Genomic DNA, 12,867 nt, shown 5'->3' with positions numbered 1-12,867 from the left:
TGGCTAAACATATGACTGAAGTGGTGATTGCAAGCGCTGTACGTACGCCTATTGGCAAATTCGGCGGCAGCTTATCTTCGCTTTCCTCAGTTGATTTAGGAACAATCGCAGCAAAAGCAGCAATAGAACGCGCTGGAATTAGCTCACACGACGTGGATCAAGCTATTTTTGGAAACGTATTACAAGCAGGCAGCGGACAAAACGTTGCTCGCCAAATTGCGTTAAAAGCAGGATTAGATACTTCTAGCTGCGCAATGACAATTAACGAAGTATGCGGATCCGGCTTAAAAGCAGTGCGCTTAGCACAATCCGCAATCGTTATGGGAGATGCGCAAGTTGTTGTTGCAGGCGGCACTGAAAGCATGAGCAACGTACCGTTTTACGCAACTAATTCGCGATTTAGCGGACACAAATACGGGAATTTTGCGCTTATTGACGGTTTGCAACGAGACGGTTTAAACGATGCTTTTACTGGCGACGCAATGGGCGTTACTGCAGAAAATGTTGCAGCAAAATTTGGTATCACTCGCGAAGCACAAGATATTTTTGCACTTAAATCTCACCAAAAAGCTGTTGCCGCTATTAAAAGAGGCGATTTTGCTTCTGAAATTGTGCCAGTAACGCTTGCAAACGGAACTGTTATAACTCGCGACGAGCATCCTCGCGAAGATACGTCTTTAGAGCAGTTGTCGAAATTGCGCACGCTTTTTAAAGCGTCGGAAGAAACTGCGGACGCAACTTGCGAAGTTGGCGAGAACGAAGTTTGCAAGCACGAATCGACTGTAACTGCAGGAAACGCAAGCGGAATTAACGACGGAGCTGCAGCTCTAGTGCTTATGAGCAAAGATTACGCGCAAGCGTACGGAATTGAATATCTTGCGCAAATTGTGGGATTCGCAGAAGGCGGAATCGACCCAGATTTAATGGGATACGCTCCAAAACATGTGATGGAACGCATGCTAAATGCGACCGGTAGCAACGTTGACAACATTGATTTATTCGAAATAAACGAAGCGTTTGCAGCGCAAAGCATTGCCGTTGCGGAGCAACTTCATATTGACGAGTCAAAACTAAACGTACGCGGTGGAGCAATTGCACTCGGACATCCGCTTGGCGCTAGCGGAGCGAGGATTTTGACGACGCTTATATACGCTTTGCGAGATAGCAATAAGTTAAATGGAGTTGCTGCGCTGTGCGTCGGCGGCGGAATCGGCGTTTCTATGCAAATTAGAATGCGAAACAATCAAGTCAGAATGTAAAACAATAAAGTCAGAATGCAAAGCGATCAGAAGCATTCGTAGTCTACAAATCATGAGGTTATTTCGATGGCTGCTTTTCGTGAATTAAGCGTGGAAAATCGCATAAAAACCTTGCAAAATGAGGGCGCAATTAACGATACTGAGGCAGCATTTTTGCTTAAACAGTTTGCGGAAAGTTCCGATACTACAATTTCTGCAGACGTTGCAAATCATATGATTGAGCATCAAATTGGAAAGTATACGCTGCCGGTTGGCGTTGTGCGTGGGCTGATTGTGAACGGCGAAGTGTGTGACGTGCTGGTTGCAACTGAGGAGCCATCCGTGATTGCAGCTGCGTGCAATGGGGCGCGAATTGCTGCAGCGACTGACGTTGGATACGGAATTATTGCGCGCTCCCCACAATACGTGACTACAGCACAAATAGCTTTTGAGGACGCAGACGGAAGCGTGGCGGCGCGCTTGAGCAGAATCGTTGAAGATAAAGAAAAGGTTGCAGAACTGTTGCGCATTGCAAACGCGTCACACCCATCAATAAGTAAAAGGGGTGGCGGCGCGCGAAAATGCCGCGCTTCAGCTTTGCACGGCTTCGCAAAGCTCGAGATTGACGTAGACACATGCGACGCAATGGGCGCAAACACAGTGAACACTATGGGCGAAGCCGTCAAAGCCCAGCTGGAAAGCTGGCTCGGCGTGCAGGCGCTAGTTGCAATACTCACGAACACCAGCCGCGTTGCCAGCACAGCAGAAGTGCATATACCGGTTGAAGCACTAGCATCCAGGCGGCTGGAAGACTCTGAACGAGAGCGCGAGGGAAAGTGCCTTGCGCGCCGAATCGCGGCATTGAGCGCGCTTGCCGCCAGCGACCCTGCACGCGCCGCCACGCACAACAAAGGAATCCTAAACGGAATCGCAGGAGCCGCGCTCGCGTCCGGGAATGATACGCGAGCGCTAGAATCGGCAGCACACGCGTGGGCGGCGCGCTCCGGTCGCTACCTACCACTGTCAAAGTGGAACACCGAAACTTTAAACGGAAAAACCATACTCCACGGCAGTATTGAAATTCCGCTACAGATCGGCATTGTCGGCGGCTCAATCTCATCGCTTCCAATGGCAAAACTCGCGATCAAAATCGGCAAATACAAAAACGCAAACGACTTTAGAAATACGCTTGCCGCGCTCGGTTTGGTGCAAAATCTTGCGGCTCTTCGCGCACTAGCAGGCCCTGGAATTCAAGCAGGTCACATGGCATTGCAGTCTTCAAACCTGGCAATTGCAGCAGGTGCCAAAGGTGCGGAAATCGCAGAAATCACGCATAATATTTTGCAATTTAGCCCTGCAGAAAGAACTACAGAAAAAGTTACGCAATTACTTCAAAAGTTACGAGAATCAAGTAAAAATTAAGAAAATTTAGGGGTTTTAGGACAAATGAGCACACAAAATATCAAAATATCAGCAACCGCAGCAGCCAACACAACCACAACCTCCGCAACCACTCCCCTTGCCGTCGGCATTGACCGCATCTCCTTCGCAACGCCGCACTATTACCTAAACCTCGAAGAATTGGCGGAACACCGCGGAATCGACCCTAACAAATTCACAATCGGAATCGGTCAAAGCGAACAATCCGTGCCACCAAATCACCAAGACATCGTCACTCTCGCTGCGCAAGCCGCACTCCCACTGCTACCATACATCGATAGCAATCGCCTCAAAATGCTCATCGTCGGCACAGAAAGCGGAGTCGACGCAAGTAAATCCAGCGCGCTATACGTTCAAAATCTGCTAAAACTCACGCCGTGGGTGCGCTCTATTGAAGTAAAAGAGGCTTGCTACGGCGGAACGGCAGCTTTGATGATGGCATGCGATTATGTGCGCGCGCACGCAGAAAAAAATCCGCAAGTGCTTGTTATTGCAGCCGATATTGCGCGCTACGGGCTTGCTACCCCTGGCGAAGTTACGCAAGGCGCTGGGGCTGTGGCAATGCTTGTGAGCGCGAATCCGCACGTGCTTAAAATTAACGACGACAGCGTTGTAAAATCCGCGGATATTCAGGACTTTTGGCGACCTGTTTACCAAGACACCGCTCTTGCTCGCGGCAAGTTTTCAACCGAGCAATACATACAATTTTTCTGCGAAGTTTGGCAAAAGTATTGCGCGCAAAACGATTGCAATTTCAACGATTTCGCCGGATTGTGCTTCCATTTGCCATATACGAAAATGGGTTTGAAAGCACTTAAGGCTGCGATGGATTCTTGCGCAAATTCTTGCTCTGATTCTTGCGATAATAGCAACCTAAGCGAGTCGTCGCGCAATCGCTTACTTTCGCGCTACGAAACCAGCACGAAGTACAGCCGTCGTGTAGGCAACATCTATACGGGTTCCCTGTATTTGGGATTGCTGTCTTTACTTGAGTTAGACGAATTTACTTGCGAAAATAGTGATCTTACTGCACTTAAAAGCGGCGATAAGATTGGACTATTTTCTTATGGTTCCGGCGCTGTTGGTGAATTTTTCAGCGGCACGATTGCGCCAGGATTTAGAGATGCGCTGTTTGCGCGCGAGCATGCGGATATGCTTGATTCGCGCGTGCATTTAAGCGTTGCTGATTACGAGGAGATGTTTGAAAGCGTTGCGCCTTACGCTCCGGAAGATTTCGAAAGCAGCACGTCTTGCCGCGAAGGTGCAAGCTTCTTCCTGGATGACATCACATCGCAAGAGCGTCACTACTCCGCGCGCTAAAATCTAGCGAGCGCACGTTTCGATCGGATTCTCGCTCGCAAACGACCCTTCCTTTACACGACTGCAAACTTTCCGCCACCTTCACGCCCTTTCCCGTCAATCGAGACGAAGACAGACCGAGCTTTCACTAAAAGTGCAGCGCACTTTCAGTGAAAGCTCGGCAGAATAAAAAAGCTTCAAGCGCGAAATGCAGCAACACAAACCTGACACACTGCGTTAAACACACTAGCCCACACTTTCTGCGTCTTTATTGACACAGAAAGACCTCGCTTGCGTTGGAAGCACACTGTGCTTCCAACCCTGAGCAAGCTCAGCGAATTAAAAAAGCCTAAAGCAATTTCACATGCTTTAGGCTTAGTTAATTCGCGGATGAGGCGAGATTCGAACTCGCGGTAGGTTTCCCTACAACGGTTTTCAAGACCGTCTCCTTAGACCGCTCGGACACCCATCCATTTGCGCATGAAAGCAATCAAATTGCCGTTTTCAACGCACAAGTGGTAAGCATATCATCACGTATAGAACACAACACACAACACCCAGATTCAAAAAGCTTATCAACTAAAAAATAAAGCCCAGGCAATTTCCCGGGCTTTGTAGCTAATTAAACGGTTTTTTGAAACAAACGCCGTGTTTGTGCACGAGTAAACTCACGCTTCCCACTTAGTTGGCTCAATGACTTCCTTGCCACCCATATAAGCCTGCATTGCCTTTGGAATATCAATCGAACCATCTTCATGCTGATGATTTTCCAAAATAGCCACAAGCCAGCGAGTAGTAGCCAAAGTGCCGTTAAGCGTACTAACTGAGCGAGTTCCGCCATCTTCCATACGTTCGCGCACATTCAATCGGCGAGCCTGATACTCAGTGCAGTTAGAAGTAGAAGTAAGCTCACGGTAACGTCCTTGCGTTGGAACCCAAGCTTCACAATCAAACTTACGAGCGGCAGAAGAACCAAGGTCACCTGCAGCAGTATCAATAATGCGGTAAGGCACTTCCACCTTAGCAAGCATTTCCTGCTCCATACCGAGCAACTTTTGATGCTCAGCGCGAGAATCTTCCTGCTTGCAATAAACGAACATCTCAACCTTATCGAACTGATGCACACGAATAATACCAGAAGTATCCTTTCCAGCAGCACCAGCTTCACGACGGTAGCAGCTCGACCAACCGCAATAACGCAAAGCACCATTGCTTAAGTCAAGAATCTCATCCTCATGCATGCCAGCCAAAGCAACCTCGGAAGTACCGACCAAATACTGATCATCTGGTTCGCGCAAACGGTAAATCTCGTCCGCATGAGAATTCAAGAAGCCAGTTCCGCGCATTACTTCTGGGCGAACAAGCGTTGGCGTAATCGCAAGCGTAAAACCGTGCTCTTCGGCTTGATCAACAGCCATAGTAAGCATTGCGATTTGCAAGCGAGCCACAGCACCGCGCAAGAAGTAGAAGCGAGAGCCTGCAACCTTCACGCCACGACGCATATCAATTCCAGCAACACCAGTTCCAAGAGTCAAATGATCCTTTGGCTCAAAACCTTCAGCTGCAAAATCGCGAGGCGTACCAACCTTCTTAACTACAACATAGTCGTCTTCTCCGCCTTCTGGAGCTTCATCTTCAACGATGTTAGAAAGCTTCCACATTGCCGTAGTGTAGTCGGCAGTAGCTTTTTCGGATTCAGCTTTGTATTCCGCAACTTTCGAAGCTAATTCTTTAGTTTCGGCAATAAGCGCAGCCTTTTCCTCCGCGCTAGCTGTTGCAACCTTCTTACCAATAGCTTTTTGCTCGGCGCGAGCTTCTTCAAAAGCCTTAAGAGCGGTTCGGCGCAAATCATCGCTGCGCAATACTTCATCGACGAGCTCAACGGATTCACCGCGCTTGCGCTGCGATTCCTTAACTACGTCGGCATGTTCACGAATAAATTGGATATCAAGCATGACTCCTAGCCTAGTGCCGCAAGACGACAGATAAGCGCACTATCGGCAACTTTATGCAAGGCGGCACGTACAATAAAGCAAATACGCAAAATATCGAGGGGGTAATATGGCAGCAATACATGCTACTACAGAAAATTTTGAGAAGATTGCTTCGACAAATGAAATAGTTGTTGTTGATTTTTGGGCAACATGGTGCGGTCCATGCAGATCTTTTGGTCCTATTTTTGAGAAGGTCAGTGAAAAATATCCCGAAATTCCTTTCGTAAAAGTTGATATTGACAAAAGCAACGAGATTGCTGCAGCTGCTCAAATCCAAGCTGTTCCAACAGTAATGGTTATTAAGCGCGGCGAAGTTATTTATAGACAAGCTGGAGCATTACTAGCTTCTGATTTGGAAGATTTGGTTGAACAAGCTAAATCTTACGAATCTGATGATTCTGAATCCTGATTTATAGACTATGCCATGAGATATAATACGTGAGGTTTTGCATATACGTTTTGCACATACACTTTAACGCATGTTTCTCATGTTTTATTAGTCTACGTTGCGAGCGTTTGCAAGTATCAATAGAGTAATTGCAGAAATAAGGAGGGTTATGACCAGTCACCGTAAGCATACTGTTACGCTTGGTTCACTCAGTTTACGACAGTGGGCTAGAGTTAGCGCGGTTATTTTGGGCTTCGTTGCTTTGGTGATACTTGGTTTTGCCTCGCGAGATTTTTACGCTTCGTCTAAAGGTCACGCTGTTCAGGTTACTTCTTATTCAGCAACCGATTCTTCGCAAGTTTCTCGTAGTGCTAGCCGTAGTATGTTGCATAATGGCGCGACTTCATATATTAACGTTGTTATAAATGGTCATCATCGTACTGTTTTGGGCACTAATTTCACTGATGTAAAATCCGTTCTTGATGCTGGAGATATCACTCTTGAGCCACACGATGTTGTTACTCCATCTCTTACAACTAAAGTCAGCGAATCAACTGTTATTACGATTAATCGCGCAGGCGCAAAATTAGAAAATTCCGACGACCCAATCGCGTTTAACGTCGTCAAAAAGGAAACTGCTGCACTTCCAAAAGGTACTGAGAAGGTGCAAAGTGAAGGCGCTAACGGCGTAATGGAAACAGCAAAAATAGTTACTCGAGCTAAGGGAAAAATAGTTTCCTCTAATATTTTTGCTTCTTATGTTAAAAAAGCTCCAAAAGATAAGGTTATTCTTGTTGGAACTGGCGGCTCTTCTGCCGGAATTGGCTTAACTGCTTCTATCGGTACGACTGTTCCTGCTGGCGAGATGCAACAATGGGCTCACGACTGGCTTATCTCTAACGGTTATAGTGAAGCTGATTTTACTGCAACAGTATTTATTATTTCTCATGAGTCCGGTTGGCGCGTAAACGCAATGAATCCTTCTGGGGCCTACGGTTTACCTCAAGCTTTGCCAGGCGGAAAAATGGCTTCTGCTGGCGCTGATTGGGCAACTAACTATCAAACGCAGCTCCGCTGGTTCTGGAATTATTGCAATGGTCGTTATGGCTCCATTCAAGGCGCTTACAATCATTGGCTTTCCTACCACAGCTACTGATTAGAATCAGTCTAAATATCATTGTTTTGCGCAAAATAAATTTTTAAATAACTTTTGTTTTGCGTAAATTAAGTTTTGCAATTTTTGTTGTAATAGATAAGAGAATAGACTTAAGTCGATTGACTTTTGCCACCTATGCTTAAAAATACGCTTAAGAAAAACTATGTTTAAGAACAAAAAAGGATGTTTTATTTTGACGCACTCAACATGGCTGTCTCATAAAAGCCAAAATCTCAGTCATGCACTAACAGGCGAAGAAGCATACAATAACAATCGTCTTACACGTCCTGCTTTAATTTCTCTCGCTATTCTTACGTTTATTACATTTATCGGCAATTTCGCACAATTACAACTTACTGCAGCATTGCCAACAATAGTTCAAGAATTTGGTATAAGCGTCACAACTGGTCAGTGGCTTACTTCTATTTTCCAGCTGATTATGGCAATTATGGTTCCACTTACAGCATTTTTAACAAGACGCTTTTCTACTCGCCAAATTGTTATTACTTCCATGTCGCTTTTTACTTTTGGATCTGTACTTGCATGGCTTAGTAACGACTTTATGATGGCACTTGTTGGTCGAACTCTTGAAGCTATTGGCACTGGCGTAATGTGGCCTGTTTTACAAATTACCGTATTCTCCGTCTACCCTGTTACTCGCAGAGGTATGGCAATGGGAAGCGTTGGCATGGCTATGAGTATTGCTCCAGCAATCGGTCCTACTATTGGCGGTTTGCAAACTGATATTAATGGATGGCGTTCTATTTTCTGCTCTCTTACTATTATCGGAGCAATATCCGTCGTTTTGGCAGTATTTTTCTTGCATAATTTTGGAGAACACGATCTTAACGCGCATGCTGATTTCTTCTCGGTTGGCCTTTCGGTTATTGGCTTCGGCGGGCTCATGTTTGGATTCACTAATATTGAAGGATGCGGAATTTCACACCCATTATCTTGGGCTCCTATGATTATTGGCGCTTTTGGAATTGCTTGGTTTGTTACAAGGCAGTTGCGAGCGCAAAAACGCGGTCACACTCCTCTTCTTGGTCTTAATGTGCTTAAAAACCGCTACTTTATGGTAGGTACTATTTGCGCTTGCCTTACATTTTTTGCTTTCAGCTCAATTATGGTACTTATTCCGCTTTATATTCAGTCTGATCGTGGTTTTTCAGCAACTATGAGCGGCTTAATTCTGCTTCCTGGAGCGTTCGGCATGGCTATTTCGCAGTATTTTGGTGGTCGTATGCTAGATCGCTTTGGAGTGCGCCCAGTTGCTATGGCAGGCTCTATTATTCTGTTTTTTGGCACTGTAATGATGAGTCTTATTGACATGGATACGTGGATTTGGTGGATTTCCATTTGGCAGTTTACTCGCCAAATTGGCATGGGATTCTTGCTTATGCCAATAACTACGTGGTCGCTTAATTGTTTGCATAAGGAAGAACTTGGCGATGGTTCGGCTGTAACTAATACTATGCGTCAGCTTTGGGGAGCTATTGGAGCACCTGTTTTAGTAGTTACAATGACAGTATTGACAACTCTTCACCATTCTGGCACAGGTCACGCTGCCGATGTTGCTGCTAGTATTTTCGGAGTTCAATGGACTTTGCGCATTAGTGCTATTATTACAGGAATTATGGCTCTTATCGTTATTTTTGGAGTCAAGGGCGAAGGCACGGGTTCTGCTCACAATCTTGCGCGTAGAGCTATTGATCGCATGCGCGTGTTGCATATTCCTCATTCAGCAGAGCATCACGACGTAATGCACGATCACACTCATAATCATTACTAAACGCTTATTAAACGCTTACTAAGTCGCTTTACGAATACCAAACTGAGAAATCCTTACTTTGGCAATTTTTGTGCAGAACAGTTATGCAATACGCTTTCCATACTCTGCTTTTCTTCGCGAGTTACAGTTAAACCATATTTATACTTAACAGCTATTTGCCTAGCAACATATTCGCACCTGAAGGTTTTGTTTGAAGGAAGCCAGTAAGCTGCGGACGCGGAACCTTTTTCTTGATTAGCAGCTCCTTCAACCGCGAGTAGGTTCATCATATCGTTGCCAAATTTTAATCGTTTTGCACGATTCCATTTCCACGCTCCAGATTCCCACGCATTTTGTAATGCAACAACATGATCTATTTGAACTAATGCACTGGTTTTTCGCCCACGCACGAAGTGAATATCTTTGCCAGTATACGGATCATGCAACAAGCCGAAACGCACTTGGCAGGATCCTGCGTACTTGTATTTCACATTTTGTAAATCACGCGCTAAAACGTCTTCCCTAACGTCACATCCGTTACCGTCATCGTCAGTAGTACGATATCCAAATACTTGACGCTCGTACCCGTAATGATAAGGCTTAGATATACGCAATTTTTCCAATGCTTGCGCAGCTTCTCCGCTTGCTTCATATTCTCCTGTAATCTTCCCAACGCTACTGTTTATTTTAGGAAGCAACAAGCCAATAACAATCCCACATAAAACAGCAAACAGCAGCATCCAGAACAGCGCAAGAAACTGCCTCTTGTTACAACGATTACGCATGCTCAGTCCCCCAACTCAACTTATGCATATTCAATGTTTTTTAAATTAAAGTTAGTTACTGCTCTTAACTCTCATAACAGACGGTATTCTTTGTAAAACAACATCTACAACTTGCTGAATCATAATTACCAGCAAAACCATTGCCATAACAGCATAAACCGTACTCCATGCTGGAATATTAGCTGGCACCGGATGAATGGTGTGAGAAACTACTAGTGCGGCTACAGAAATGCTAATTAACGATATAGCAAGAACAAGTGCCGACATGCCTCCACTTTTACGAGCCAGACGCATTCTTTGTTGAGAAACTTTATGCATTGAAGTAACCATTCGATTAACGCAATGCTCACCTTGCCTAAATGCAAGTACTTCATCGATACCAAGCTCAATATCACTTACTTCATTCTCAACTTCATGCTGTTCAATGCGCACTTTATTTGCAATATGCTTGGAGCGTATAAGTAAGTATCGAGGAACAATAAACATAATAAACACGCACGAAACAATAGCTACATAAGACAAATTCGCATCGAAATAGTACAAAACAACCATAAGAGGTACAACTGCAAATATCATTCCAACATTCATGCTGATATGAGCTTTATGCCAATGTTCGTGATGCATATCTACACCTGCAAATGTTGTAACAAGAGTTAATGCACGAACTGCCATACAAGCAACAGCAACAAGCACGCACTGTTGCATTACAAAACCAAATATTGGACGTCCTGCAACAGCAAACATTGCTGAAACAATAGCAACAGGAATACATACTGCAGAAACAAGATTGAGAGCAGTACTAAACATTGATATAAAAGCAAAAATAGCACGTTTGAACTTTGAGATTGTTCTCACTTCATAAGTGTAAGCAATACTTGCAATAGAAGAAATATGCTTGTTTTTATTAGAATCTTGCTGAGCTTGCTCAACATTATGCGAGTTTTGCGAGTTTTGAGATTCGTTTAATTGATTTAGTTGCGTAATATTTTTAGAACTATCATTAGCAACATGACGATACGATTCTACAGTTGCTATTTCGTCCGTTGAGCTAATGCCATCATCATTTGGCATTAATACTATTACATTTGCATAACGCGCTATGCGACGCAATATTTTAACAATTTCTTCAGCCTCATGATTGCTAATATCACATTGGGAATAATCAAAAACGTACACTTTAGTGTGTCTTAAAATTGCTCTAGCAAGAATAACGCGACGCTTTAAATCTTCAGAATTATAGGATGCTTCAGGATTATTAAAAAGTCTATCTATTGGCATATCTAGACCGTCGTAATCGGCATAAACAACACCATCTATTCGCACAGCTCGCAATGCATCCCACATCGCAGTAGTCGTAGCTGTTGGAGCAGCCAAAAGTAAGTTTTCTCGCAATGTTGTGGAAAATAGATGACTTCGCTCGCTAACTATAGTAACAATATCTGCTAAAGCTGCAGAACTTGCATCGTTCAACGACAAGTAAGATGCACTATCGTTTGCGTCAAATACTTCAGAAACTACAAATGGAGAAACGTCGTCTTCATGAATATCATAACGGTCGCTATAAGAAAGCAATATGTCAGCAGATTTATTAAAACCTGTTCCAGAAAGTATTTTCTCACGCATAACATGATGATATTTACTTGGAATAACTTGCAATTCACCAGATTTTGCAATTATCGATAAACGCTGAGCTTCATTAGTATTCGCATTATTTTCCGAAATATTGCATCGCATACGCAAAGCAATATTGGTTGAGCCATCAGGCAAAGATAATGTTGAACCATCGTCACTAAATGCTATTGGAGCAGGAGAATCAGTAACCATTTGCAACAATGCTTCAACATGATTCAAACCATGAACAGCATGTTTAACTACATGCATATTCTTACCAACAATTCTCAGTGGCTGGACGCTTAACATTAACAAAGGCATTGTTAACAGAGCTGCAGCAAGACCTACACCTTTAACGGAAGATAACCAAACAGTTGCAACAATTGCGAGTCCAGCAATAACATAGGCAAATAATGCACTTACACAACGCCACGATACTGGGCTTAGTGCCAACGAGAATATAAGAGAAGCAACATTAAACAATGCAGCTAATGTGCAAATCCCAGCTATAGCAGGGTTAACTGTAAATAGTGCTGCAGAAACGACTACAGGAACAGGAATAGATGCAATAATTTGTGGAACTAAAGAAGCAACAAAACTTTGTATTGCAAAAATATCTTCATTTACGCGCAAAGAAGTAATGTCATGAGAATCTTCAACATCCACAGAGCGTAGAGATAATATTGCGCGCAACATTTTAGGGCGCAAACGCATAGCTATTCGCGACTCAATTTCTGCACAAACAGTACACGACCAGTAAAAAACTGCATATTTCAGCAAAATAATAGCAGCTAAAACAATAATGTAAGACGTAAATTCAACAGAACTCATTAAAGAAGTTCCAGTAGAACGAACAGGTCTTAATACTGGAGACAACATCCCAACGCAAACGTAGACAAAAGCTATGTTTACAAGATAAGAAATCGCAAGACACGCCGACCTTAAAACAACTAGATGCTTAATTCCTGGCACGAACGCAAAGCAGCGATTTATCATCTCCTGATCCTTTTCTTTATTCCATATTTATTCAAAAACCACACACTCCCAACAGATGTTAAGATTACGCTTCACACACACCATCAACACGCCGACAGCCGCGTAATTATGCTGATTTTAAGCCATTTTGCCAGATATTAGCATTAAGAAAATAAAGTTGTTTCACAACTGTTTCACGCAATATTTAAA

9 protein-coding genes and 1 tRNA gene are annotated in these 12,867 nt (G+C 44.0%); 6 read left to right on the top strand and 4 right to left on the bottom strand.

Translation table 11 applies throughout. From position 1 onward, the window contains the following. Positions 1-11 precede the first annotated feature (11 nt). The 3 genes from A5295_RS01730 to A5295_RS01720 all read left to right on the top strand — a co-directional run bounded on the left by A5295_RS01730 (position 12) and on the right by A5295_RS01720 (position 3,998). Positions 12-1,259: an acetyl-CoA C-acyltransferase gene (locus A5295_RS01730; RefSeq protein ID WP_064621546.1), complete on the top strand. Its 1,248-nt coding sequence runs from the start codon at positions 12-14 to the stop codon at positions 1,257-1,259. A 66-nt stretch (positions 1,260-1,325) separates the two neighbouring features. Further along, complete coding sequence (locus A5295_RS01725) at positions 1,326-2,660, top strand: hydroxymethylglutaryl-CoA reductase, degradative (protein ID WP_064621545.1); 1,335 nt, start codon at positions 1,326-1,328, stop codon at positions 2,658-2,660. A 24-nt stretch (positions 2,661-2,684) separates the two neighbouring features. Continuing rightward, positions 2,685-3,998: a hydroxymethylglutaryl-CoA synthase gene (locus A5295_RS01720; protein WP_064621544.1), complete on the top strand. Its 1,314-nt coding sequence runs from the start codon at positions 2,685-2,687 to the stop codon at positions 3,996-3,998. A gap of 366 nt (positions 3,999-4,364) precedes the next feature. On the opposite strand, the gene A5295_RS01715 is transcribed toward A5295_RS01720, so the two are convergent. Both A5295_RS01715 and serS read right to left on the bottom strand, forming a co-directional pair. Continuing rightward, positions 4,365-4,449, bottom strand: a tRNA-Ser gene (locus A5295_RS01715). A 196-nt stretch (positions 4,450-4,645) separates the two neighbouring features. Beyond that, positions 4,646-5,932 (bottom strand): serine--tRNA ligase, encoded by a 1,287-nt coding sequence (gene serS / locus A5295_RS01710; protein ID WP_012913882.1) that lies wholly within the window; start codon positions 5,930-5,932, stop codon positions 4,646-4,648. Positions 5,933-6,038: 106 nt separating this feature from the next. Between serS and trxA the strand changes: the two genes are divergently transcribed. The 3 genes from trxA to A5295_RS01695 all read left to right on the top strand — a co-directional run bounded on the left by trxA (position 6,039) and on the right by A5295_RS01695 (position 9,307). Further along, positions 6,039-6,380 (top strand): thioredoxin, encoded by a 342-nt coding sequence (trxA, locus tag A5295_RS01705; RefSeq protein ID WP_012913881.1) that lies wholly within the window; start codon positions 6,039-6,041, stop codon positions 6,378-6,380. Positions 6,381-6,528: 148 nt separating this feature from the next. After that, positions 6,529-7,515, top strand: coding sequence for a G5 domain-containing protein (locus A5295_RS01700; RefSeq protein ID WP_064621543.1), 987 nt, complete (start codon positions 6,529-6,531; stop codon positions 7,513-7,515). Positions 7,516-7,678: 163 nt separating this feature from the next. Beyond that, positions 7,679-9,307, top strand: a complete 1,629-nt coding sequence (locus A5295_RS01695) for an MDR family MFS transporter (protein ID WP_076002644.1) — start codon at positions 7,679-7,681, stop codon at positions 9,305-9,307. A gap of 53 nt (positions 9,308-9,360) precedes the next feature. Here the strand turns inward: A5295_RS01695 and A5295_RS01690 are convergent, their stop codons facing one another. After that, a complete protein-coding gene (locus A5295_RS01690) occupies positions 9,361-10,071 on the bottom strand; it encodes an HNH endonuclease family protein (protein ID WP_064621542.1) in 711 nt (236 codons plus the stop codon). 51 nt (positions 10,072-10,122) lie between these two features. Beyond that, a complete protein-coding gene (locus tag A5295_RS01685; protein ID WP_064621541.1) occupies positions 10,123-12,678 on the bottom strand; it encodes an ABC transporter transmembrane domain-containing protein in 2,556 nt (851 codons plus the stop codon). Between the last annotated feature and the right edge of the window lie 189 nt (positions 12,679-12,867).

Source organism: Gardnerella sp. 26-12 (assembly GCF_001660745.1).
Classification (GTDB): Bacteria; Actinomycetota; Actinomycetes; order Actinomycetales; family Bifidobacteriaceae; genus Bifidobacterium; species Bifidobacterium swidsinskii.
This window is presented reverse-complemented; position numbering and strand designations above follow the sequence as displayed.

What these genes read in the sequence shown, in the direction of transcription:
- A5295_RS01730 (WP_064621546.1), top strand. Translation starts at nt 12, where the DNA reads ATGACTGAAGTGGTGATTGCAAGCGCTGTACGTACGCCTATTGGCAAA.
- A5295_RS01725 (WP_064621545.1), top strand. Translation starts at nt 1,326, where the DNA reads ATGGCTGCTTTTCGTGAATTAAGCGTGGAAAATCGCATAAAAACCTTG.
- A5295_RS01720 (WP_064621544.1), top strand. Translation starts at nt 2,685, where the DNA reads ATGAGCACACAAAATATCAAAATATCAGCAACCGCAGCAGCCAACACA.
- serS (WP_012913882.1), bottom strand. Translation starts at nt 5,932, where the DNA reads ATGCTTGATATCCAATTTATTCGTGAACATGCCGACGTAGTTAAGGAA.
- trxA (WP_012913881.1), top strand. Translation starts at nt 6,039, where the DNA reads ATGGCAGCAATACATGCTACTACAGAAAATTTTGAGAAGATTGCTTCG.
- A5295_RS01700 (WP_064621543.1), top strand. Translation starts at nt 6,529, where the DNA reads ATGACCAGTCACCGTAAGCATACTGTTACGCTTGGTTCACTCAGTTTA.
- A5295_RS01695 (WP_076002644.1), top strand. Translation starts at nt 7,679, where the DNA reads ATGTTTAAGAACAAAAAAGGATGTTTTATTTTGACGCACTCAACATGG.
- A5295_RS01690 (WP_064621542.1), bottom strand. Translation starts at nt 10,071, where the DNA reads ATGCGTAATCGTTGTAACAAGAGGCAGTTTCTTGCGCTGTTCTGGATG.
- A5295_RS01685 (WP_064621541.1), bottom strand. Translation starts at nt 12,678, where the DNA reads ATGATAAATCGCTGCTTTGCGTTCGTGCCAGGAATTAAGCATCTAGTT.